At 55.6% G+C, this 22,018-nt stretch carries 22 protein-coding genes; 9 read left to right on the top strand and 13 right to left on the bottom strand.

Annotated elements, in window-relative coordinates:
• Window positions 1-23: 23 nt before the first annotated feature.
• The 4 genes from C7M51_RS14225 to dolP are packed head-to-tail and all read left to right on the top strand — an operon-like array spanning window position 24 to window position 3,661.
• Window positions 24-2,120, top strand: a complete 2,097-nt coding sequence (locus tag C7M51_RS14225; RefSeq protein WP_160622394.1) for a penicillin-binding protein activator — start codon at window positions 24-26, stop codon at window positions 2,118-2,120.
• Entirely contained in the window at window positions 2,078-2,473 is a 396-nt protein-coding gene (locus C7M51_RS14220) for a YraN family protein (protein ID WP_160622393.1), read from the top strand. Before C7M51_RS14225 ends, C7M51_RS14220 begins: the two co-directional genes overlap by 43 nt.
• Window positions 2,474-2,487: 14 nt before the next feature.
• Complete coding sequence (gene diaA / locus C7M51_RS14215) at window positions 2,488-3,075, top strand: DnaA initiator-associating protein DiaA (RefSeq protein ID WP_160622392.1); 588 nt, start codon at window positions 2,488-2,490, stop codon at window positions 3,073-3,075.
• A gap of 13 nt (window positions 3,076-3,088) precedes the next feature.
• Entirely contained in the window at window positions 3,089-3,661 is a 573-nt protein-coding gene (gene dolP, locus C7M51_RS14210) for a division/outer membrane stress-associated lipid-binding lipoprotein (protein ID WP_160622391.1), read from the top strand.
• A gap of 36 nt (window positions 3,662-3,697) precedes the next feature.
• On the opposite strand, the gene C7M51_RS14205 is transcribed toward dolP, so the two are convergent.
• Entirely contained in the window at window positions 3,698-4,399 is a 702-nt protein-coding gene (locus tag C7M51_RS14205; protein WP_160622390.1) for a pirin family protein, read from the bottom strand.
• 135 nt (window positions 4,400-4,534) lie between these two features.
• Between C7M51_RS14205 and C7M51_RS14200 the strand changes: the two genes are divergently transcribed.
• Entirely contained in the window at window positions 4,535-5,434 is a 900-nt protein-coding gene (locus tag C7M51_RS14200) for a LysR family transcriptional regulator (protein WP_160622389.1), read from the top strand.
• 52 nt (window positions 5,435-5,486) lie between these two features.
• Here C7M51_RS14200 and C7M51_RS14195 read toward each other — a convergent pair whose 3' ends face one another.
• The 10 genes from C7M51_RS14195 to C7M51_RS14150 form a co-directional block, all read right to left on the bottom strand.
• Window positions 5,487-6,485: a glutathione S-transferase family protein gene (locus tag C7M51_RS14195; RefSeq protein ID WP_160622388.1), complete on the bottom strand. Its 999-nt coding sequence runs from the start codon at window positions 6,483-6,485 to the stop codon at window positions 5,487-5,489.
• Window positions 6,486-6,555: 70 nt separating this feature from the next.
• The gene (locus C7M51_RS14190; protein ID WP_160622387.1) at window positions 6,556-6,948 is read right to left on the bottom strand and encodes a DoxX family protein; all 393 of its coding nucleotides are present in this window, start codon (window positions 6,946-6,948) and stop codon (window positions 6,556-6,558) included.
• A gap of 205 nt (window positions 6,949-7,153) precedes the next feature.
• Window positions 7,154-7,441: a YqjK-like family protein gene (locus C7M51_RS14185; RefSeq protein WP_160622386.1), complete on the bottom strand. Its 288-nt coding sequence runs from the start codon at window positions 7,439-7,441 to the stop codon at window positions 7,154-7,156.
• Complete coding sequence (locus C7M51_RS14180) at window positions 7,438-7,836, bottom strand: phage holin family protein (RefSeq protein ID WP_208852101.1); 399 nt, start codon at window positions 7,834-7,836, stop codon at window positions 7,438-7,440. The genes C7M51_RS14185 and C7M51_RS14180 overlap by 4 nt, the downstream gene beginning before the upstream one ends.
• A gap of 2 nt (window positions 7,837-7,838) precedes the next feature.
• The gene (locus C7M51_RS14175; RefSeq protein WP_141177201.1) at window positions 7,839-8,144 is read right to left on the bottom strand and encodes an ElaB/YgaM/YqjD family protein; all 306 of its coding nucleotides are present in this window, start codon (window positions 8,142-8,144) and stop codon (window positions 7,839-7,841) included.
• A gap of 42 nt (window positions 8,145-8,186) precedes the next feature.
• Window positions 8,187-8,558, bottom strand: a complete 372-nt coding sequence (locus tag C7M51_RS14170) for a DUF1090 domain-containing protein (RefSeq protein ID WP_160622385.1) — start codon at window positions 8,556-8,558, stop codon at window positions 8,187-8,189.
• A gap of 182 nt (window positions 8,559-8,740) precedes the next feature.
• Window positions 8,741-9,121, bottom strand: a complete 381-nt coding sequence (mzrA, locus tag C7M51_RS14165; RefSeq protein WP_160622384.1) for an EnvZ/OmpR regulon moderator MzrA — start codon at window positions 9,119-9,121, stop codon at window positions 8,741-8,743.
• Window positions 9,121-9,798 carry a DedA family protein gene (locus C7M51_RS14160; protein WP_160622383.1) on the bottom strand — a complete coding sequence of 226 codons (678 nt, stop codon included), beginning with the start codon at window positions 9,796-9,798 and terminating at the stop codon, window positions 9,121-9,123. Before C7M51_RS14160 ends, mzrA begins: the two co-directional genes overlap by 1 nt.
• Window positions 9,799-10,135: 337 nt before the next feature.
• Window positions 10,136-10,906 (bottom strand): transcriptional regulator ExuR, encoded by a 771-nt coding sequence (gene exuR, locus C7M51_RS14155; protein ID WP_160622382.1) that lies wholly within the window; start codon window positions 10,904-10,906, stop codon window positions 10,136-10,138.
• A gap of 259 nt (window positions 10,907-11,165) precedes the next feature.
• Entirely contained in the window at window positions 11,166-12,473 is a 1,308-nt protein-coding gene (locus tag C7M51_RS14150) for an MFS transporter (RefSeq protein ID WP_160622381.1), read from the bottom strand.
• Window positions 12,474-12,892: 419 nt separating this feature from the next.
• On the opposite strand from C7M51_RS14150, the gene uxaC reads away from it, so the two are divergent.
• From uxaC to C7M51_RS14135, 3 genes are read left to right on the top strand one after another with little or no spacing between them, the layout of a single operon-like run.
• The gene (gene uxaC, locus C7M51_RS14145) at window positions 12,893-14,302 is read left to right on the top strand and encodes a glucuronate isomerase (RefSeq protein ID WP_160622380.1); all 1,410 of its coding nucleotides are present in this window, start codon (window positions 12,893-12,895) and stop codon (window positions 14,300-14,302) included.
• Between the two features lie 14 nt (window positions 14,303-14,316).
• Window positions 14,317-15,762, top strand: a complete 1,446-nt coding sequence (locus C7M51_RS14140; RefSeq protein WP_160622379.1) for a tagaturonate reductase — start codon at window positions 14,317-14,319, stop codon at window positions 15,760-15,762.
• A 12-nt stretch (window positions 15,763-15,774) separates the two neighbouring features.
• Complete coding sequence (locus tag C7M51_RS14135; protein ID WP_160622378.1) at window positions 15,775-17,265, top strand: UxaA family hydrolase; 1,491 nt, start codon at window positions 15,775-15,777, stop codon at window positions 17,263-17,265.
• Window positions 17,266-17,313: 48 nt separating this feature from the next.
• Here C7M51_RS14135 and sstT read toward each other — a convergent pair whose 3' ends face one another.
• Together sstT and C7M51_RS14125 are read right to left on the bottom strand one after the other, a co-directional pair.
• Complete coding sequence (sstT, locus tag C7M51_RS14130) at window positions 17,314-18,552, bottom strand: serine/threonine transporter SstT (RefSeq protein ID WP_160622377.1); 1,239 nt, start codon at window positions 18,550-18,552, stop codon at window positions 17,314-17,316.
• Window positions 18,553-18,788: 236 nt separating this feature from the next.
• Window positions 18,789-19,760: a TerC family protein gene (locus C7M51_RS14125; protein ID WP_160622376.1), complete on the bottom strand. Its 972-nt coding sequence runs from the start codon at window positions 19,758-19,760 to the stop codon at window positions 18,789-18,791.
• Between the two features lie 569 nt (window positions 19,761-20,329).
• On the opposite strand from C7M51_RS14125, the gene C7M51_RS14120 reads away from it, so the two are divergent.
• Complete coding sequence (locus C7M51_RS14120) at window positions 20,330-22,018, top strand: chloride channel protein (RefSeq protein ID WP_160622375.1); 1,689 nt, start codon at window positions 20,330-20,332, stop codon at window positions 22,016-22,018.

Raw genomic sequence — 22,018 nt, 5'->3', positions numbered from 1 at the left:
GAAAAAAACTTACTGGATACAGTATGCTTCCTTCAAAAGTCGTTCGAAAAAAAGCAGGACGCTTCGTGCCCGTTCTGCTGGCGGGGCTGATTTTAGCAGCCTGTACCGGCCAGACGCCGCAAACCCCTTCGGTGGATATCCAGGGGCCAGCCATGGGCACCTCCGACTATTATCTGCAACAGGTGCAGCAAAGCCCAAATGATAACAAGGCTGACTGGCAATTACTTGCTATACGTGCCTTGCTTAACGAAGGGAAGTATCCCCAGGCGGGCCAGCAGATTAACCAGCTTCCTCAGCGTTTGAGCGATGCTCAACGCCTGGAGCTGCAGCTGCTAACTGCGCAACTGCGTCTTGGCAGCCAGGATGTTGCCAACGCGCAGGGTATACTGGCGAAACTTGATCCCTCCGCCATGTCTAAAGATCAACAGCGTCGCTATTACGGCCTGAAGATCGCCGCCAGCCAGGGGAGACCGTCGCTCGATCTGCTTCGTGCGCTGATCGCTCAGGAGCCACTACTGGCAGATAAAGCGCATCAGGATAACATCGATGCCACCTGGCAGGCACTGTTGCAGCTGCCGCCAGAGCAGATGAGCAGCCTGGTGATCAATGCGGATGAAAATACGCTACAGGGTTGGCTCGATCTGCTTAATATCTATAAAGCGAACCGTACCGAGCCCGACATGTTGAAAAACGGCATTCGTGACTGGCAGGTGCGTTATCCGCAGAACCCGGCGGCAAAGAACCTGCCCAGCGCGCTGAGTCAGTTACAGAACTATCAGCCCGCTTCTACCGGCAGAATCGCGCTGCTGCTGCCGCTAAATGGTCAGGCGCAGATATTTGCTAACGCCATCCAGAAAGGCTTTTTTGATGCGAAAAACGGTGCGCTAAGCGCCATTTCTGCACCGGCACCCGGCAGCGAGCAAAATCCCGTCGCGCTGGATAACAACGGCGATGCGACAGAGCAGCAAAACACACCGGACGATGGCGACAACAAGCGCTCCACTGATGCGGTGGTAAGTCCTTCAGCCGTCTCAGTCAATGCCGCCGACAGCGATGACTCCGAGCCGCAGGCTGCGCCTCAGGAACCGGCCGCGCCTCAGGAGCCTGCTCCAGCGTCGGTTGCCGCCGCCGCGCCTTCCAGCAGTACTGAAGTGAAGGTATACGATACCAGCTCGCAGCCGATTCAGCAGGTTATCACCCAGGCGATGCAGGATGGCGCGACGCTGGTTGTCGGCCCGCTGCTAAAAAATAACGTCCAGCAGGTGGCGGATGCTTCAACGCCGCTCAATGTGCTGGCGCTTAACGAGCCGGAGAATATCCAGAACCATCCGAATCTTTGCTATTTTGCGCTTTCGCCGGAAGACGAAGCGCGCGATGCCGCGCATCATATCTGGCAGCAGGGCAGGCGTATGCCGCTGTTGCTGGTGCCGCGCAGTTCGCTGGGCAACCGCGTCAGCAAGGCTTTTGCCCTGGAGTGGCAGAAGCTGGGCGGTGATACGGTGCTACAACAGTCGTTCGGATCTACCGGCGAACTGAAGCAGGGTATCAACAGCGGAGCCGGGATCAGCCTCAGCGGTACGCCGATTGCACCAGCCGTCAGCGAGCCGCAGAGCGTCACTATTGCCGGTCTTACCATTCCTGCGCCGCAGCAGGAAAGTGCGACGCCCGGAAGCAGCGGCGGTAGCGTAGATGCGGTTTATATCGTAGCGACGCAGAGCGAACTGCAGCTGATTAAGCCGATGATCGCTATGCGTATCAGCAGCCGCAGCAGCGTAGCGCTCTATGCCAGCTCCCGCAGCTTCCAGGCCGGGGCCGGGGCTGATTTCCGTCTGGAGATGGAAGGGTTGCAGTTCAGCGATATCCCGCTATTGTCAGGTGCCAATCCGGCATTGATGCAACAGGCGGCCCGCAGCTTTAACAACGATTATTCGCTGGTTCGCCTTTATGCCATGGGCGTTGACGCCTGGACGCTGGCCAATCACTTTAGCGAAATACGTCAGGTGCCCGGCTACCATATCGACGGCAATACCGGTCAGCTGAGCGCGACCCAGGATTGCGTTATCAACAGGAAGTTGACATGGAGCCAGTATCGTCAGGGGCAGGTGGTCCCGGCCAGCTAAGCCGTCAGGAAAAAGGCGCGCACTATGAGTTAATGGCGCGTCGTTATCTGGAGCGGGCAGGACTGGTTTTCGTTGCCGCCAACGTGCGCTATCGCGTTGGCGAGCTTGATTTAATTATGCGTGACGGGCGACAGTGGGTGTTTGTCGAGGTACGCTATCGCCGTGACGCCCGTTTCGGCGGAGCGGCAATGAGCGTCACCTGGCGCAAACAGCAGAAGCTGTTACGCAGCGCGGCCCTGTGGTTGGTAGCGCGCAACGCCAGTTTCGATACGGCTGACTGTCGCTTTGACGTCGTCGCCATCACCGGAGAGCAGCTCACGTGGCTGCCCGATGCGTTTCAAGCCCACATTTAGAACCAGGTGGTAGTGTGCTGGAAAGAATTAAAGCCTGTTTTACCGAAAGTATACAGACACAAATCGCCGCAGCGGAGGCGTTACCCGACGCTATTTCGCGTGCGGCAATGACAATGGTGCAATCGCTGCTGAACGGCAACAAAATTCTCTGCTGTGGCAACGGCACGTCGGCGGCTAATGCGCAGCATTTTGCCGCCAGCATGATTAACCGTTATGAAGCGGAGCGTCCCAGTTTGCCAGTGCTGGCGTTAAGCGCGGATAACATCCTGCTGACCGCTATCGGCGATGACCGGCTACATAATGAAGTCTACGCCAAGCAGGTGCGGGCGCTGGGGCAGACGGGCGATGTGCTGTTAGCGATCTCTACCCGTGGCAACAGCCGGGATATTATTAAGGCAGTTGAGGCGGCGGTAACGCGCGATATGACCATTATCGCTCTCACCGGCTACGACGGCGGCGAACTGGCTGGACTGCTGGGGCCGCAAGATGTGGAGATTCGCATTCCTTCACACAGAAGTGCCAGGATTCACGAGATGCATATGCTCACCGTGAACTGCCTGTGTGATTTGATTGATAACACGCTTTTTCCACACCAGGAATAAATAAGGAGATGCCATGAAAGCACTATCTGTACTGGCCGTGATCTTTGCCGCCCTGCTGTTACAGGGCTGCGCCGCCGTGGTTGTCGGCAGTGCAGCGGTGGCGACCAAGACCGCGACCGATCCACGTACCGTAGGGACGCAGGTAGACGATGGAACGCTGGAACTGCGCGTCAGCAACGCGCTGGCGAAGGATCAGCAGATCAAAAATGAGGCGCATATCGTCGCTACCGCTTATCAGGGGAAAGTGCTGCTAACCGGCCAGGCGCCGAGCAGTGATGTAGCCGATCGTGCGAAACAGATTGCGATGGGCGTCGATGGCGCAACCGAGGTTTATAACGAAGTGCGCCAGGGGCCAAAAGTTACGCTCGGCACCGCCTCTTCAGACACCTGGATCACGACTAAGGTGCGCTCTCAGCTGCTGGGTAGCGATCAGGTGAAATCGTCTAATGTGAAAGTGACCACCGAAAACGGCGAGGTCTTCCTGTTAGGCCTGGTGACGCAGCAGGAGGCGAGCGCGGCGGCGGATATCGCCAGTCGGGTCAGCGGCGTGAAGCATGTCACTACTGCCTTTACCATTCTGAAATAGTTCGTCAGGGGCGACATGCCAGTCGCCCCGCTTTTTTTACGCCATCAGATCGATAACCAGCGCGCGCAGTGAGGTTTGCGCCTCCAGGCAGAGACGCGCCTCATCACGAATAAAAGCGCCATCGCCACAGGCCAGCATCTCCCGCTCGCCGTTTGCCGTCAGCGCATGAAAACTGCCGTGAATCGACTGTAGCCAGGCGCGCGAACCGCGCAGTGGCTGCTGCCATTTTTCGCCCGGTTCCAGCCGAATATGGTGAACCCAGACCTGCTGACGTACCACCAGGCTACCGTTTTCCCCGTCAGGTGAGGCGATCAGCTGATGCGGCTGACGATTCAGCGCCAGCTGCTGTACCAGATTATTTTCGCGATCCGGGCAGGCGTCGAGCCAGAGCTGGAGGCGCGTCAGCGAACCTTCTTTGCTGGCGTTCAGTTCGCTCCAGGTGACGCCAGGCTGCGTTGACAGCAGCAGTGCTTCGCCGCTGGCGGCGCGAAGACAGTTACCTTCGCTGTCGCGGTATTCCGCTTCGCCCTGCAAAATCAGATTAAGAATATCTACCTGTGGATAAGTCCGCGGCTGAAAGGCGGCACCGGGTGCCAGCACTTCCTGATTCAGTACCCGCAGTGAGGCGTAGCCCAGAAGTTTTGGATCAAAATAGTGGCCAAAAGAAAAGGTATAACGCGCCTGTAGCCAGCCGTAATCGGCCTGGCCGTACTGTTGCGCGGTGCGTGAAGTCATCATCGTTATCTTACCTCCCGGCAGCGTTCGCCTGTAATGCAGAAACGCTGGTTAGGTTTCCATGGTAAATATCTGGACGTCGGATTGTTAGCCAGTTAATCTGCCAGGCATATTCAAAATTACTGACAGAGACGCGCTATGGCAAAAGATCGGGCCCTGACCCTGGAAGCATTACGCGTGATGGACGCTATCGATCGACGCGGCAGTTTTGCGGCGGCGGCTGATGAGCTGGGCCGCGTGCCATCTGCATTAAGCTATACCATGCAGAAGCTGGAAGAGGAGCTGGATGTCGTTTTGTTTGATCGTTCCGGCCACCGCACCAAATTTACTAACGTTGGGCGTATGCTGCTGGAGCGTGGCAGGGTATTGCTGGAGGCTGCCGATAAGCTGACCACCGATGCGGAAGCGCTGGCGCGCGGCTGGGAAACGCATCTGACTATTGTAACCGAAGCGCTGGTGCCTACCGAATCGCTGTTTCCGCTGGTAAGCAAGCTGGCGGAGAAGGCCAATACGCAAATCTCCCTGATCACCGAAGTTCTGGCGGGAGCCTGGGAGCGGCTGGAACAGGGGCGCGCCGATATTGTGGTGGCACCCGATATGCATTTTCGTGCTTCCACGGAGATTAACACCCGCAAGCTCTACAGCATAATGAGCGTGATCGTCGCCAGCCCGGATCATCCGATCCACCAGGAACCCGAACCGCTCTCTGAAGCAACACGGGTGAAATATCGCGGCATTGCGGTAGCGGATACCGCACGCGAAAGGCCGGTGTTAACGGTACAGCTGTTGGATAAACAACAGCGCCTGACGCTCAGCAGCATGGACGATAAGCGGCGTGCGCTGCTGGCGGGGCTGGGCGTGGCAAGCATGCCTTATCCCCTGGTGGAAGAAGATATCGCGCAGGGGCGGCTGCGCGTAGTCAGCCCGGAAACGACGCGCGAGATCGATATTATTATGGCCTGGCGTCGTGACAGCATGGGCGAGGCGAAAGCCTGGTGCCTGCGTGAAATTCCGCGCCTGCTGGCGAAAAAAGGGTAGGTTGGTTAGTCGGGCACTCTTCAGTTGAAGCGCCCGTTCTTAGATGGCAACGCTAGTTTTGCGCAGTGGGAAAACGCTCGTCGCGTCCGTGTGGCTCGTCCCAGTGTGTCTCAGGCCCAAGCGAAATTACGCCGCTGGGATTAATGGTTTTATGACTGCGATAATAGTGATGGCGGATATGGTCAAGATTGACCGTTTCTGCGATGCCCGGCATTTGCCAGATATCGCGTAAAAAACCGTTCAGATTCAGGTAATCACCGATACGCTGGCGGTCACATTTAAAATGGGTAACGTATACCGGATCGAAGCGTACCAGCGTGGTCCACAGGCGTAAGTCTGCTTCGGTCAGCTGGTTACCGGTCAGCCAGCGATGTTGCCCAAGCAGCTGTTCCAGCCGCTCCAGCGCATGAAACAGCGCGGTAGCCGCTTCTTCATAGGCCGCCTGTGAAGTGGCGAAGCCCGCCTTATAGACGCCGTTATTTACCGTATCGTAGACCCAGCCGTTAACCGCATCGATCTTTTCACGTAGCGCTATCGGATAATAATCGCCTGCCCGTGCGCCCACCGCGTCAAACGCGCGGTTAAGCATACGTATGATATCGGCGGATTCGTTACTGACGATAGTTTGCTGGCGCTTATCCCACAGTACCGGCACGGTGACGCGTCCGCTGTACCGCGCATCGGCATGCTGATAAAGCTGATAGAGGAAATCATGCTGATAGAGCGTATCGCCGGTAGCCGCCGGGAAATCCTGCGCAAAGGTCCAGCCGTTCTCCAGCATCAGCGGATGCACCACTGAAACCGAAATCATCTGCTCCAGCCCTTTTAACTTGCGCATCAACAAAGTGCGGTGTGCCCAGGGACAGGCAAGCGAAACGTAAAGATGATAGCGATCGCGCTCGGCGGCGAAACCCGCTTTGCCGGTTGGACCTGCGCTACCGTCGGTGGTAACCCAGTTACGAAAGGCAGCTTCAGAGCGTTTAAAGCGACCGCCGTTGGATTTGGTATCATACCAGGTATCCTGCCAGACGCCGTCAATCAGTTGTCCCATAGCTCCTCCGAAATAAAACGGGCGAGAATGGAATCATCCTCGCCCTGATATTGTTAAGTATAGCGTTCGCTTACCACTTTTTACCGAGCAGGCGATCGATGCTGTAAGCGCCCGGTCCGGTAATGCCGAGCAGCAGGAAACCGCCAGCCATCGTTACGTTTTTCATGAACATAATCGAGTTGACGCCTTCAGCGAAGTTGCTGTGAAACAGGAAGGCCGTCAGCAGGGTAAACACGGCGGTGAAGAGCGCAGTAAAGCGCGTCAGGAAACCAAACAGGATAGCGAGGCCGCCACCCAACTCCAGCAGAATCACCAGCGGCAGGATAAAGGCCGGAACGCCCATCGCCGTCATGTACTGTGCCGTACCGTCATAGCCGGTAATTTTGCCCCAGCCGGAGACAATATAAAGAATCGGCATTAAAATGCGGGCAATTAACAGACCAGTATCTTCTAATTTTTTCATGGTTTTCCCCAGTGTTGTTGTGCGACGGACAACAGGCGTCCGGGCGATTAAAGGTAGGCACCGCAAGCGTTTAAGCGCATTGCTTGCTAACTGAGGAGGATGATAGGCGCTGCAGGAAATTTTTGTAAGCGAGATAAACTGTCAGAGAAGTTCAATAAAATTGAAACTGACAGCCTGCACCCTGGCGCAGGCTGTCAGATTTCGTTTAATGCTTCTGCGGCAGATTGGCTTTCACCAGACGCCAGGTACTCCAAAGACCAAAACCGCGCTTCGCCCAGCGCATAAAAAAGTTTGGATTACGCACCGACCAGATAGCCATGGCGCTACTGCCGATCGCCAGATAGCTACGCAGGCTTAGCAGTGTCAACCAACCGCGATCGTAACGGGCGGTCTGCAGCAGCCAGTCACGGCGGGCTGCACTGAGATCGAGGCGCTGTTGGTGAATGGCGATCAGCAGGTCTGCTTTACGTTGTTCACGGTCAGCACGGTTCATGAATGGCGGTCCTCCAGCATCTGGCGGTCAGAGGCGAGTTCCTTACGTGTATGATGCAGCAGCGTGGACTTGCGTGATTTACGCAGCGTCCAGAGGCCAAAAATCAGCGCCAGCACAAAAAGTACGCCGGTAGTGATGCCGATCGCCATCAGGCGATACTGCGCGTCAACCGCCCAGATGATAAGCACCATCAGGCTCATCAAACCAAAAGCGGTAAACAGCATGGTCAGACCGATCATCAACAGCATCTGTATCAGATTGGCCTTTTCCTCTTCCAGCTCGACCACCGCCAGGCGCACACGGGTTTCTACCATGCTAACCAGCGTAGTGACGAGACGCTGTCCGATGTTGATGACCCCTTTGCCTGGGCCGTGGCTTTGCTGAGAATCGGCCATAATTAACGACGCGACATCAGCATGCCGATGACCAGACCAACGGCGGCGCCGATGCCCACGCCATGCCACGGATTCTCACGCACGTAATCGTCGGCGCGGCCTACCGCTTCACGCGTCGTCTGCGACAGTCGATCGCCGGTTTCGCCCAGACGCTGACGGGATTCATCCAGCGCAGCACGCGCTTTGCTACGCAGCTTATCTATCTCTGATTTCGATTTATCGGTAGACTGGCTCAGCACTTCTTCCAGCGTATCCGCCAGGTTTTTCAGCTCGGCGCGCAGGTGTTCTGACGTAGTATCTTTTGACATGAAACACTCCTTTATTCTCAGGCAATGTACGCTGTAAATGGATTAGTAAGTCGCTGACTGTAGCGCTTTCAGCTCTTCGCGCTCTTCCTGTAGTTTGCGTTGACGTTTGGCAATTTTCTCCTCATCACCATCGTCCTGGGCATCTTTTAAATCCTTTTCTCGCTCGGCCACCTCACGCTGTTTGGCCTCGATATTCTCCTGATGCGCCGCCTTCAGTTTCTCATCGGTGCAGCTTGCGCGCACTTCGGTCAGGGCGCGCTCCAGACCATTCACCCGGCGTTGATTATCATGCTGTTGGGCATGGGAGATCTCCCGCTCGATATCCTTTTCTTTCTGCATACAGAGCGTACCTGCCGCCTGTGTGAAACCAGAGAGAGAAACAAGCGCCAGAAAAAGTGAGGTACGAAATTTCATTTATTAGCGGCCTTCCATTGTTAAGCTCAGCCGTTCCCTGTGAACGGTAAAGATGCGACGGTAATGAGGCTGGCTGCCGTGCCGCCTCATAACCTTTTGTAAGAATAGACACTCTTTGGCGAAAGCTCAAAAAGCGTTACTGAAGAGGAGACAGGCAGGACGTATCGCGTCGAACGGGTAAATTAGCCAACGGACTGCTGGCGCAGCGAAATCTTATTCAGCCAGCCGCTGTTGCCATTACTTTCCAGTTGTGCAATTTCGACGCCGTAAGGCAGGATTTTATGCAGCGCCTGCTGTGCAGCCTGGCTCTGCTCTTCAGATTCAAAGCGCAGCACCAGTGAGTCCTGCGCGGGCGTGATGCTTTTAACCTGTATGCCCAATGCGTTGAGCTGCTGCCAGACGTAAAAACCATCCGGCAGCGTTACGCCCTGATGCGTGACGCGGATTTGCAGCGCGTTTTCATGACGGAACAGGGCGGGTAGCAGGGCAAAGACGACGATCGCCAGCAGGCCAGCCAGCAGCCAGCGCAGCGGCTGGCGTAAAAGCGGCTGTAACCAGCGCATTATGGCTGACCTTTTTCATTGGTACTGGCGTGGCGTTTACGCCACAGCACCACCAGCGAACCGACCAGGCCGAACACCAGCAGCACCAGCGGCAGCAGCATCAGGCAAAACATCAGCTCATCTTCGTAGCGGCGGAAAATCGGCGTTTTCCCCAGCGCGAAGCCCAGCACGGTCAGGATCAGCACCCATAAAAAGCCACTCATCCAGTTAAAAAACTGAAAGCGGGCGTTGCTCAGCCCGGAAAGCCCGGCGATAGTTGGCAGCAGGGTGCGCACGAAAGCAATAAAGCGCCCGACTAACAGCGCCGACAGGCCGTGACGGTGGAACAGCTGGTGGGCGCGCTGATGATACTGCGCGGGCAGATGCGATAGCCATTTCTGTACCGTGGGCGTATTGCCCAGCCATTTACCTTGTATATAACTTACCCAACAGCCGAGGCTGGCGGCGGTGGTAAGGATAAACAGCGTCAGCGTGAAATTCATCGTGCCTTTGGCGATCAGTACGCCAACTAAAATCAGCAGGCTATCGCCGGGCAGGAAAGCGGCGGGTAGCAGGCCGTTTTCCAGAAACAGAATCATAAACAGCAAGCCATATATTGCCCAGACCAGCGTCGGATCGGCCAGGGTCTCAAAATCTTGTTGCCACAATGCTTGCAACAATGCTTTTAAAATATCCATTCATTGTTCCTGAACTTCATTGTTAATACAGGCTCATCGATCGGAGGGCCAACAGAGCGGGCAGGTTATTTTTGTTTAGTGTAGTCGCCGCGACTACAGGCCGGGTAATCGCCTTCTGCCGATATTGCATAAAAAACCGAAGCATTCTCCTTTTCCCAAATGAAAAGGTAAGAAAAGGAGGATAACTGTAACAAAATATACGGAAGCGAGACAGGGAAAGTTGCCGCCGCATAAGAGTTTTACCGTTGGTACTCATTAGCGGAAAGGAGCTTTACACAGGCTGACACTAAAGTAAGTTTTCTGACTTTAGACGCTTTGGTAACCAAAGCGTCGGTTTTTAACGCGAAGAAGAGGTATCAGGCAAAATAACCGGATTTTCAGCGAACATATAACGATCGACATTGAACTCAAAATCGTCCGTAGTGGCGTTAAACAACATCTGGCGCGTATTTTCCAGATGTTGCCACATCGCCAGCTTGGCGGCAGCGGGATCTTTACGTATCAACGCCTTTAAAATCGCATCGTGATCGCTGCACCAGCTGCCGATAGCGCGCTGATCGATATGCTCATGCAGCTTCAGCCAGTAAGGGTTATGGGTGCGGTGCAGCCACATTTTTTCCACAATGGCGGCCAGCGCGCTATTTTGCGTTGCCATGGCGATCTGCACATGAAAATGCATATCCCATTCTGAGTCGCGAAAGCGATCCTCGCTGCGCGCGCGCTCCTGAATATCCATCAGCTGCATAATATCCTGACGCGTAACGCGCGTGGCGGCGAACTCCGCGACGTTGCTTTCAATAAGCTGGCGTGCCTGTAGAAGTTCAAACGGGCCAAAATTGGCAAATTCCAGCTGGCTGTCGGCCACCACGCGGTGACTCTGTTGGCTGGAGATGACATGGATGCCGGAGCCTTTGCGCACCTCAACGTAACCTTCCACTTCCAGCATAATAATGGCTTCACGCACTACGGTGCGGCTGACCTGCATCTCCTCGGCGATAAGGCGTTCAGCAGGCAGCTTGTCGCCTACCTGATACTGTCCGGCCTCAATACGCATTTTTAGCTCTGACGCCAGTTGTTGATAAAGGCGTCGTGGTTCGCTGATTTCCATAAGCACATCCATAGCAGGGAATATTCTGTAAGTTGTTATACCACTTAACCGACCTGCGGGCCAAGAACGATGGGCGGCAGAGGGCAGGAAATGCGAGGAAACGCGCACTTCAGGCAACAGTGGAATAACCGTGGAGGCCTGTACGTCTGGAAGCGTGCAGAAAAGGATATAGAAACAGCAAAAATGAGGTAAAGAGAGGAAGAAAAGTGCCTGATGGAAGGAGGCGGATACGCACCGAGCGCGTATCCGCCCCGACGGCTTAGCTACGTACCGGCGTACCGGCAGTCGCGAGATTCTGTTCCTGCTCCAGTTCGGAAACCGGTTTGTTTTTCAGCACCGTCCAGATAACCACGGCACCAAGCAGATCGAACACTGCCAGCGCGGCGAACAGCGGGCTGAAGCCCAGCGTATCGGCCAGTGCGCCAACCACCAGGGCAAACATGGTACTGGCGGTCCAGGCGGCCATACCGGTCAGACCGTTAGCCGTCGCAACTTCGTTACGTCCGAAGACGTCTGAAGAGAGCGTAATCAGCGCGCCGGAAAGTGCCTGGTGAGCAAAGCCGCCGATGCACAGCAGACCGATAGCGACGTAGGGGCTGGTGAACAGTCCGATGGTGCCGGGGCCGATCATCAGAACCGCGCCCATGGTAACGACCAGCTTACGCGAAACGATCAGGTTAACGCCGAATATGCGCTGGAACAGCGGGGGCAGATAGCCGCCGACGATGCAGCCAAGATCGGCGAACAGCATCGGCATCCAGGCAAACATGGCGATCTCTTTCAGGTTAAAGCCGTAAACTTTAAACATGAACAGCGGGATCCAGGCGTTAAAGGTGCCCCATGCCGGTTCGGCAAGGAAGCGCGGCAGAGCGATGCCCCAGAACTGGCGATTACGCAGAATCTGCCAGGCACTCATTTTTTTACCGTTGCTGACCTGATGCTGCGCTTCCTGGCCGGAAAGAATGTAGTCGCGCTCTTCCTGGCTTAATTTCTTCTGCTGTTTGGGATGCTTATAGAAAATCAGCCAGCAAAGCGCCCAAATCATGCTGAGAATACCGGTAATGATAAACGCCATCTGCCAGCTGTGGGCGACGATAGCCCAGACTACCAGCGGCGGTGCTACCATCGCACCAATCGATGAGCCAACGTTGAAATAGCCGACGGCAATAGAACGCTCTTTGGCCGGGAACCATTCGCTGCTCGCCTTCAAACCGGCAGGGATCATCGCCGCCTCTGCCGCACCTACCGCGCCGCGCGCGATAGCCAGACCACCCCAGCTACCTGCCAGCGCGGTGGCGGCACAGAACACCGCCCATAAAATCGCGAACAGCGCATAGCCCACTTTGGTTCCAAGTACGTCGAGGATGTAGCCCGCTACCGGCTGCATAATGGTATAGCAGGCTGAGTAAGCGGCAACGATGTAGGAATACTGTTGCGTGGTGATGTGAAGTTGTTCTTCGAGCGTAGGTGCGGCAACGGCAATGGCGTTGCGCGTCAGATAACCCAGCACGGTACCGATGGTCACCAGACCAATCATATACCAGCGCAGGCCTTTTATTTTACGCATGTCATACCTCTTCCAGTTTGGTTTGCGGCCCGTGCCGCTGTTGTTGTTATGCGGGTCTGTCAGCGCTTAAGCCTGACAGAGAGCATTTAGGACGTAATCGAGGGCCTGAGCCCCGTTTGGATTCCTTGCCTGTAAATAAAATTTCCCAACAAAATTGGACCGCCAGAAGATAACTTGTCATACAGATTTAAAAGTTGAATGCCATCACAAAAACCACCTTTGTAATGTGGGATACTAAAAATCACGAAATGTCAGTCAATTAGTGGTTTTAACAGCTGTTTATTGAAAAATCCGGCGGATTAAGTTGTCTGATATGTGATCTGAATCTCAAAATTATCGCTGCGGCTGCGTGAATTGGTATGATAACTTTTTGCCATCAGGTGAACGCAACTGCGCCGTTCATGTAAGAGGAGTCAGGAATGTCCCGTTTTATGACCGAAGATTTTTTACTCGATACTGAATTTTCCCGGCGTCTGTACCACGATTATGCGGCCGACCAGCCAATCTTTGACTACCATTGCCACCTGCCGCCGCAGCAGATTGCCGATAACTATCGTTTTAAAAATCTGTATGACATCTGGCTGAAGGGCGATCACTATAAGTGGCGTGCCATGCGTGCAAATGGCGTACCGGAAGCGCTTTGCACCGGCGATGCCAGCGATCGTGAGAAATTCAATGCCTGGGCGCGCACCGTACCGCATACCATCGGCAACCCGCTCTATCACTGGACACACCTTGAACTGCGTCGTCCTTTCGGTATTACTAACGTGTTGCTGTCAGAAAAAACTGCCGATCGCATCTGGGATGAGTGCAATGCGCTGCTGGCGCAGGATGACTTTACCGCGCGCGGCATTATGCAGCAGATGAACGTACGCATGGTGGGTACCACCGACGATCCGGTTGACGATCTGCAACATCATCAGCGTCTGGCGCAGGACAGCAGCTTTGCTGTCAAAGTGCTGCCGAGCTGGCGACCTGATAAAGCCTTCAATATTGAGGCGGACGGTTTCGGCGACTACCTGCATAAGCTTGGCGCGGTAGCTGACGTGGATATTCGTTGCTTCGACGATTTACGCCGTGCGCTCGGCAAGCGGCTCGATCATTTCGCCGCGCATGGCTGTAAGGTTTCCGATCATGCGCTGGATGTGGTGCTGTTCGCCGAAGCGGATGACGCCACGCTGGACAACATTCTGACACGCCGTCTACAGGGCAATGCGCCTTCCGAACAGGAAATCGCACAGTTCAAAACGGCAGTGCTGGTCTGGCTGGGCGCTGAATATGCGCGTCGCGGCTGGGTACAGCAGTACCATATCGGCGCGCTGCGTAATAACAACCGTCGTCAGCTTCAGCTGCTGGGCCCGGACGTGGGCTTTGACTCGATTAACGATCGCCCAATGGCGGAACCGCTGGCGCGCCTGCTGGACGCGCAGAACCGTAATAATGCGCTGCCGAAAACCATCCTTTACTGCCTGAATCCGCGCGATAACGAAGTGCTGGCAACCATGACGGGCAATTTCCAGGGGGAAGGCGAGCCAGGCAAAATGCAGTTTGGCTCCGCCTGGTGGTTTAACGATCAGCTGGACGGCATGCAGCGTCAGATGATGCAGCTGGCACAGATGGGCCTGTTGAGCCGCTTCGTTGGCATGCTCACCGACAGCCGCAGTTTCCTCTCCTATACGCGCCACGAATATTTCCGTCGTCTGCTGTGCCAGATGATCGGGCGCTGGGTAGAGAACGGTGAGGCACCTGCGGATATCGATCTGCTGGGTAATATGGTGAAAAACATCTGTTTCAATAACGCACGCGACTATTTTGGTATCGCGCTTTAAGTCGGGGAAAACCTATGCAAACCCTTAACCGCACCGCTTTTCCCGGCCCGCGCTATCCCACGCGTATCGTCCAGTTTGGCGAAGGAAATTTTCTGCGCGCCTTTATAGACTGGCAGCTGGATCTGCTTAACAGCCATAGCGATCTGGACGCTGGCGTTACGGTAGTCAGGCCGATCGATCGTCAGGCGGATTACACGCTGAACCAACAGGACGGGCTGTATACCGCGCTGATCCGTGGGCTGAACGCGCAGGGTGAGACGATCAGCGAACCGCGGCTGATTCGCACGGTGAACCGCGAAATTCAACCCTGGCGCCAGTTTGATGAGTATATGGCGCTGGCGCGCGATCCGCAGATTCGCTTTATGTTCTCCAACACCACCGAGGCGGGGATTGCATTTAACGGTGACGATCGGCTGGAGGATCGCCCGGCGCGATCCTTCCCCGGCAAGCTGACGCAGCTGCTGTGGGCGCGCTGGCAGCACTTCTCCGGCGCGGCGGATAAAGGCTGGATTCTGCTGCCCTGCGAACTGATCGACAACAATGGCGATACGTTGCGCGAGATCGTGCTGCGTTATGCAGAGCTGTGGCAGCTGCCGACAGCCTTTAGCGACTGGATTATGCAGCACAATATCTTCTGCAATACGCTGGTAGATCGCATCGTCCCTGGCTATCCGCACGAAGATGCGGAAGAGATTTTTGCCTCGCTGGGCTATCGCGATCCGCTGCTGGTAGCGGGTGAAGTGTTCTATCAGTTCGTGATTCAGGGGCCGCAACAGGTGGCCGATGAGCTACGGCTTAACGCGCTGCCGCTGAATATTCGCCTGGTAGACGATATCAAGCCGTGGAAAGAACAGAAAGTAGCCATTCTTAACGGCGCGCACACCGCTATGGTGCCGGTAGCCTGGCTTTCCGGGCTGGATACCGTGGGTGAGGCGATGGCCGATACGCAAATCGCCAGCTTTATCGATAGCATGCTGCGTAAAGAGGTTATCCCGACGCTGGATCTGCCCGCGGAAGATCTGCATCGCTTTGCCGATGCGGTGCTGGGCCGTTTCCGCAATCCGTTTATTCGTCATCAGCTCTCTGCGATTGCGCTGAATAGCATGACTAAATTCCGCACGCGACTGCTGCCGCAACTGCTGGCGGGCCATCAACAAAGCGGACGCTGGCCGACGCGCATTACCTTCGCGCTGGCGGCGCTGCTGGCTTACTACCGGGGCGAACGTGATGGCGTGCGCTATCCACTACAGGATGATGCGCAGTGGCTGGATCGCTTCGCTACGCTCTGGGCGCAACAGGCACAGGGCGCGATTACCCTGCAACAGCTGGTTGCTGCGGTGTTGAGCGATGAAGCGCACTGGGAAAGCGATCTGAGTCAGCAACCGGGCCTGGTCGAGGCGGTTACCGAACACCTGCAAACTATTACCGCTCAGGGAATGCGGGCGGCAATACCACATTGAGGAACTGCGGCTATGCAACAGGCCATTAAAATAGCGCCGCGCGATAATGTCGCCGTCGCACTCAGCGATCTGGACGAAGGTAGCGTGCTGACGCTGGAAGGAGAAACGGTCACGCTGCGTCAGCCGATTGCCCGGGGGCATAAGTTCGCGCTGCGTTCCATCGCGGCGGATGAGCACGTCATCAAATATGGCCTGCCTATCGGTCATGCGACGCAGCCGATTGCCGCCGGTGAACACGTTCACGCCCAGAACGCGCGCACCAATCTTAACGATCTGGATCAGTATCAGTACCAGCCCGATTTCGTTACGTTGCCGCCGCAGGCTGCCGATCGTGAAGTGCAGCTTTACCGTCGCGCTAACGGCGAAGTCGGCATCCGTAACGAACTGTGGATCTTGCCTACCGTCGGCTGCGTTAACGGCATTGCGCGCCAGATCCTGCAACGCTTTTTGCGTGAAAGCGATGATGCGGCGGGTATTGACGGCGTGTATCTGTTCAGCCATCCGTTCGGCTGTTCGCAGCTGGGGCAGGATCATGAGAACACCCGTACCATGCTGCAAAATATGGTGCGCCATCCGAATGCAGGCGCGGTACTGGTGATTGGTCTCGGCTGTGAGAACAACCAGGTTGATGTCTTCCGTGAGACGCTGGGCGATTACGACAGCGAACGCGTCAGCTTTATGATCTGCCAGCAACAGGAAGATGAGGTGGAAGCCGGACTGGAACATCTGCACCGGCTCTACGAAGCGATGCGTCACGATCGTAGAGAGCCTGGCAAACTGAGCGAGCTGCGCTTTGGCCTGGAGTGTGGCGGGTCTGATGGTTTCTCCGGTATTACCGCCAATCCGCTGCTGGGACGTTTCTCCGATCGGATGATCGCTAACGGCGGCACTACGGTGCTGACGGAGGTGCCGGAAATGTTCGGTGCCGAGCGTATTCTGATGAGCCGCTGTCAGGATGAAGCGACCTTTGAGAAGACGGTAGCGATGGTTAACGATTTCAAACGTTACTTTATTGCGCATCAGCAGCCGATCTATGAAAACCCGTCGCCGGGCAATAAGGCAGGCGGCATCACCACACTGGAAGAGAAATCGCTGGGCTGTACGCAAAAAGCGGGCCAGAGCCAGGTGGTGGACGTACTGAAGTATGGTGAACGCCTGCGCCAGCCGGGGCTGAACCTGCTCAGCGCGCCGGGCAATGATGCGGTAGCCACCAGCGCACTGGCCGGTGCAGGCTGCCATATGGTGCTGTTTACCACCGGACGCGGTACGCCTTACGGCGGCTTTGTGCCAACGGTAAAAATTGCGACCAATAGCGAGCTGGCGGAGCGCAAGCCGCACTGGATCGATTTCAACGCCGGGCCGCTGGTGCAGGGAACCGCGATGGAGAGCCTGCTGGATAACTTCGTTGACTATATTGTCGAGGTAGCGAACGGCAGGAAAACCAACAACGAGCGCAACGATTTCCGCGAGCTGGCAATTTTCAAAAGCGGCGTTACGCTGTAAAACAAAAAGGCGACCCGCAGGTCGCCTTACTTTTGCAATCCACAGCACTTAGCCAGGATTTTTTGCCGCCTCACGGCGCTCTTCCGCCTGACAGACCGCAGCGGTAAACAGAATATCGGTAGAGGAGTTCAGCGCGGTTTCCGCCGAATCCTGGAGCACACCAATAATGAAGCCAACGGCGACAACCTGCATTGCAACATCATTAGGGATGCCGAACATATTACAGGCAACCGGGATCAGCAGCAGCGAACCGCCCGCTACGCCAGATGCGCCACAGGCGCAGAGTGAGGCTACCAGGCTGAGCAGCACGGCGGTTGGCACATCCACATGAATACCCAGCGTATTGACCGCCGCCAGCGTCAGCACGGTAATGGTAATCGCCGCGCCCGCCATGCTGATGGTTGCACCCAGCGGAATAGATACGGAGTAGGTATCCTCATCCAGCTGTAACTTTTTCGCCAACGCCATATTGACCGGAATATTGGCCGCAGAGCTGCGGGTAAAGAAGGCGGTGACGCCGCTTTCGCGCAGGCAGGTAAATACCAGCGGATAGGGATTGCGGCGAATTTGCCACCATACCAGAATGGGGTTAAATACCAGTGCCATCAGCAGCATACAGCCAATCAGCAGCGTCAACAGATGGGCGTAGTCCCACAGCGCGGAGAAGCCGGTAGAGGCCAGAATCGACGCCACCAGACCAAAGATCCCCAACGGCGCGCAGCGAATGACCATCTTCACTACCCAGGTAACGGCTTCTGAAGCGTCGTTTAACAGCTGGCGCGTGCTGTCGCTACTGTGGCGGAACGCGATACCCAGACCGATCGCCCAAACTAAAATCCCGATATAGTTGGCGTTCATCAGCGCGTCAAATGGGTTGGCAACCATGCTCATCAGCAAGCCATGCAGCACTTCCAGAATGCCGGAGGGCGGCGTAATACCTTCCTGTGCTGCATTCAATGTCAATGTCTGCGGCCAGAGATGGCTGCATACCACCGCAACTACAGCGGCAAAAAAGGTGCTTAACAGATAAAGCAGAATAACCGGGCGAATATTGGTTTTTTGTCCCTGCTTATGGTTAGCAATGGAAGCGATAACCAGCATCAGCACCAGCAGCGGCGCAACCGCTTTTAGCGCACTGACAAACAGCGAGCCCAGTAGCCCAACGGCAAGCGCCGTCTCTTTTGAAAACCAGGCGAGGGCAATACCCGCCACCAGGCCAATCATGATTTGTTTTACCAGACTGCCGCCCAGCAGGCGCGCAATCAACGTAGAAGAACTTTTTCCCATCGTCAGAACCAGTAATTGTTATTGTGACCGTGATTGCCCAACTGGACGAAAATACGGCATGAGTGTTTGCCAGGGGGAGTATAAGGAAATGCGTTGGCAGGAAAAGGAGAAATTCTGCCTTTTCGGTGCGGATCAAAATTTTTTATCACTGTGTAACTTAACTGTGATAGTGATTGCATTTACTACATGCTGATGACGCAAAATTATTAACGGTGCACTATGTGCACCGCCGAATATTATTTTGTCAGTCGCTTTTGGTCATTTTTTCGGTTAACCCAGGCATTAATCACTAATGTCATGCCCAGAATCGTGCCAACCACCGTCAGCGATAGCGCTACCGGGATATGCCAGATATCGATAATCAGCATTTTAATACCGATAAATACCAGTACGATAGCCAGGCCATACTTCAACATGGAAAAACGTTCTGCCACGCCCGACAGCAGGAAATACATGGCGCGCAGGCCAAGAATGGCGAACAGGTTGGAGGTCAGCACAATAAAGGGATCGGTGGTGACGGCGAAGATAGCCGGAATGCTGTCAACGGCGAAAATCACGTCGCTCAGCTCCACCATAATCAGCACCAGCAGCAGCGGCGTGGCATACAGCAGGCCGTTACGGCGCACGAAAAATTTCTCTCCCTGTAGTTCATCCGTCATGCGCAGGTGGCTGCGCAGCCAGCGCACCACCGGTTTATCTCCGACGGCGTTCTTATCATCCTCTTTGCTGAAGGCCATTTTGATACCGGTAAGCAGCAGGAAAGCGCCGAACAGATAGAGGATCCAGCTAAACTGGGTAACCAGCCAGCTCCCGGCAAAGATCATAATGGTGCGCAGCACGATAGCGCCCAGCACGCCGTAAATCAGCACGCGCCGCTGCAAGGCAGCCGGAATAGAAAAGTAGCTGAACAGCATCAGCCAGACGAAAACGTTATCCACCGCCAGCGCTTTTTCCAACACGTAGCCGGTTAAAAACGCCATCGTTTGTGTATTCGCTATCTCCCGGCCGACGGCATCATCGAGATACCACCAGAAGGCAGCGGCAAAAAGCAGCGAGACGGAGATCCAGACCAGCGACCAGAAAGTGGCCTGCTTTAACGTCATGGTTTGCGCGCCGCGACGTCCCTGCAAAAAGAGATCGATCGCCAGCATAATCAGCACGACAGCGGCGAAGCTGCCCCAGAGTAACGGTGTGCCTACGGTTTGCATAATTCAGTCCTGTCGATAAACAAAAACGGCTAACGTCGGAAGACGCCAGCCGTTGCCGTTTACTGCAAGCAAAGCCTCGCCTTCCGGCAAGGTCTCACTTACAACACAGAATAGATTCCGGGTTGCCCGATGACCGGATGCGTAGCGCATCGTAATGACGATCGATCGGCTTACAAGTTACTCCCCTTTGCTGAAGCAAAAGATAGAAGGGCGCGAGGAAATAAGCAATGTCTGTATGAAATATTTAGCAATATTTACACATCATTTGGCCGAAAGGCCATCAGCCGAAGACGTCACACCAGTTTGTCGGCGGTTTTCTGTCAGCCAGCGCTCGGCTGCATCGCGTCGGTTTGCTGCACGGCAGCGACCAACCGCCACGTAATCCAGTTAGTGCCTACAATAGCCAAACGAAACATCAGAAATAATCGGGCATTGGCGAAGAAGGCTGCATAACACAGGTGGCGCGGCACGCTATCACCGGGCGGCAGAGAGAATTTGATCCTGCGTTCCGCCTTCCAATATCATGGCGCTTCGCCTGACCCCAGCAAACCGCAACAGAAGGATGCGATGTGAGCAGCAGTAAACATGTTCTGAACTGGACCGCTATTTGGGTCGCTATCCCGGTAGGTTGTGCGGCATCGCTGGTAACGCTGGGCTTTCGCAGCCTGATTGAGCTGATCAACCAGCTACTGTTTCACAGCGATCGAGATATTACCGAAGCGATTACCGTCTGGCCGTGGTTTTTCTGGCCGCTGATTGTTGGTCTGGGTGGCGTTATTGCCGGTTTCTTCCTGAATTACGCCGCAGTTCTTGAGCGCCAGCAGACCAGCAAAACCGACTATCTGGAGGTGATTAACGCCCGCCTTGACGCGGTACCGACCAAAACCTCGCTGTTTCGCGCGCTTTCATCGATCGCCAGCATCGGCAGCGGTGCGTCGGTGGGGAAAGAAGGGCCGATGGTGCAGCTTTCCGCGCTGTGTGGCAGCCTGATGGGACGCTTTCTGTTTCGCCGTACCGCCATCAGCAACAGCGAAATCGTGGCGATGGCGGCAGCGGCGGGCCTGGCATCGGTTTACCACGCGCCGCTGGCCTCGGCGATTTTCGTGGCGGAGATTGCCTTCGGTATCTCGGCGCTGCAAAGGTTGATCCCGTTGATTATCGCGGCGGCGACGGCGGTGATGACGATGTGGGCGCTGGGTTATCGCAACGCCATCTATCCGTTTGCGGAGGCGCAGTTCCAGCTTAGCCCGACCACGCTGCTATTGACAATCGTCATTGGCCTGCTGTCCGGGCTGCTGGGCTGGGTTTTTATCACGCTAATTAGCCGCAGCAGGCAGCTATTTGCCCATGTTAAAAGTCTGCCGCTGCGCCTTGGACTGGGCGGCGTGCTGGTGGGCGTGCTGGCGATAGTGTCTACGGATATTCTCGGCAACGGTTATGAAGTGATCGTACATATCATGGCCGGGCGCTATCTGCTGCCTGCGCTGCTGCTGTTGCTGGTAGCGAAGATGGCGGCGACGGCGCTGTCGGTCGGTTCAAACGCGGTAGGCGGATTGTTTACGCCATCGCTGCTGGTCGGGGCGCTGCTGGGGGTGATTATCGCTACGCTGGCGATGCAGGCGGGGATGCCGACAGGTAACGCGCTGCTGTTCGCCGTAGTTGGCATGGGCGCGGTGCTGGCGGCGGTCAGCCAGGCACCGCTGATGGCGATGCTGATGGTGCTGGAGATGACGCTCAACAGCAGTCTGCTGTTTCCGGTGATGATTGCCAGCGTGCTGGCGGCGATGCTTGCCTGGCGTTTACAGGCTGCCAGCACCTATCCGGTAGTAACGCAGCACTTTAGCCGTGCCGATGCCAAGCTGGATTTCGATAACGGCATTATCGAGCAGTTTATCGTGCCCGGCGCGGCGCTGTTGCCGCATGAATCAGTAGGGCGCGCGCTGGCGGTTAGCTCGCTGAAAAAAGAGCGCTATGTCTATGTGATCAACGAACTGGGCCACTTCCTCGGTGTGGTATCGATTCACGATATATCCCGCAAAATTCTTGATGGCGAACTGACGCTCAATTCACCAGTGGTGCTGGTGATGGACGGGCAGTTTCCCTGCGTGTTCCGTAATCAAACCATTCGCGAAGGGTGGGAGGCGTTCGCGCAGGTTACGCTGGAGCGCCTGCCGGTGCTGAATAATCCTCAGGATCGTAAATACCTCGGCGTGCTGACCAAAACCAGCCTGATCAGGAAAGCGAAAGATTTCATCTGA

This window comes from Mixta intestinalis, assembly GCF_009914055.1.
Lineage (GTDB): Bacteria > Pseudomonadota > Gammaproteobacteria > Enterobacterales > Enterobacteriaceae > Mixta > Mixta intestinalis.
Note: the sequence above shows the minus strand (reverse complement) of the source record. Positions and strands in the feature narration are given on the sequence as shown.

What these genes read in the sequence shown, in the direction of transcription:
- C7M51_RS14225 (WP_160622394.1), top strand. Translation starts at nt 24, where the DNA reads ATGCTTCCTTCAAAAGTCGTTCGAAAAAAAGCAGGACGCTTCGTGCCC.
- C7M51_RS14220 (WP_160622393.1), top strand. Translation starts at nt 2,078, where the DNA reads ATGGAGCCAGTATCGTCAGGGGCAGGTGGTCCCGGCCAGCTAAGCCGT.
- dolP (WP_160622391.1), top strand. Translation starts at nt 3,089, where the DNA reads ATGAAAGCACTATCTGTACTGGCCGTGATCTTTGCCGCCCTGCTGTTA.
- C7M51_RS14205 (WP_160622390.1), bottom strand. Translation starts at nt 4,399, where the DNA reads ATGATGACTTCACGCACCGCGCAACAGTACGGCCAGGCCGATTACGGC.
- C7M51_RS14200 (WP_160622389.1), top strand. Translation starts at nt 4,535, where the DNA reads ATGGCAAAAGATCGGGCCCTGACCCTGGAAGCATTACGCGTGATGGAC.
- C7M51_RS14195 (WP_160622388.1), bottom strand. Translation starts at nt 6,485, where the DNA reads ATGGGACAACTGATTGACGGCGTCTGGCAGGATACCTGGTATGATACC.
- C7M51_RS14190 (WP_160622387.1), bottom strand. Translation starts at nt 6,948, where the DNA reads ATGAAAAAATTAGAAGATACTGGTCTGTTAATTGCCCGCATTTTAATG.
- C7M51_RS14185 (WP_160622386.1), bottom strand. Translation starts at nt 7,441, where the DNA reads ATGAACCGTGCTGACCGTGAACAACGTAAAGCAGACCTGCTGATCGCC.
- C7M51_RS14180 (WP_208852101.1), bottom strand. Translation starts at nt 7,836, where the DNA reads ATGGCCGATTCTCAGCAAAGCCACGGCCCAGGCAAAGGGGTCATCAAC.
- C7M51_RS14175 (WP_141177201.1), bottom strand. Translation starts at nt 8,144, where the DNA reads ATGTCAAAAGATACTACGTCAGAACACCTGCGCGCCGAGCTGAAAAAC.
- C7M51_RS14170 (WP_160622385.1), bottom strand. Translation starts at nt 8,558, where the DNA reads ATGAAATTTCGTACCTCACTTTTTCTGGCGCTTGTTTCTCTCTCTGGT.
- mzrA (WP_160622384.1), bottom strand. Translation starts at nt 9,121, where the DNA reads ATGCGCTGGTTACAGCCGCTTTTACGCCAGCCGCTGCGCTGGCTGCTG.
- C7M51_RS14160 (WP_160622383.1), bottom strand. Translation starts at nt 9,798, where the DNA reads ATGGATATTTTAAAAGCATTGTTGCAAGCATTGTGGCAACAAGATTTT.
- exuR (WP_160622382.1), bottom strand. Translation starts at nt 10,906, where the DNA reads ATGGAAATCAGCGAACCACGACGCCTTTATCAACAACTGGCGTCAGAG.
- C7M51_RS14150 (WP_160622381.1), bottom strand. Translation starts at nt 12,473, where the DNA reads ATGCGTAAAATAAAAGGCCTGCGCTGGTATATGATTGGTCTGGTGACC.
- uxaC (WP_160622380.1), top strand. Translation starts at nt 12,893, where the DNA reads ATGTCCCGTTTTATGACCGAAGATTTTTTACTCGATACTGAATTTTCC.
- C7M51_RS14140 (WP_160622379.1), top strand. Translation starts at nt 14,317, where the DNA reads ATGCAAACCCTTAACCGCACCGCTTTTCCCGGCCCGCGCTATCCCACG.
- C7M51_RS14135 (WP_160622378.1), top strand. Translation starts at nt 15,775, where the DNA reads ATGCAACAGGCCATTAAAATAGCGCCGCGCGATAATGTCGCCGTCGCA.
- sstT (WP_160622377.1), bottom strand. Translation starts at nt 18,552, where the DNA reads ATGGGAAAAAGTTCTTCTACGTTGATTGCGCGCCTGCTGGGCGGCAGT.
- C7M51_RS14125 (WP_160622376.1), bottom strand. Translation starts at nt 19,760, where the DNA reads ATGCAAACCGTAGGCACACCGTTACTCTGGGGCAGCTTCGCCGCTGTC.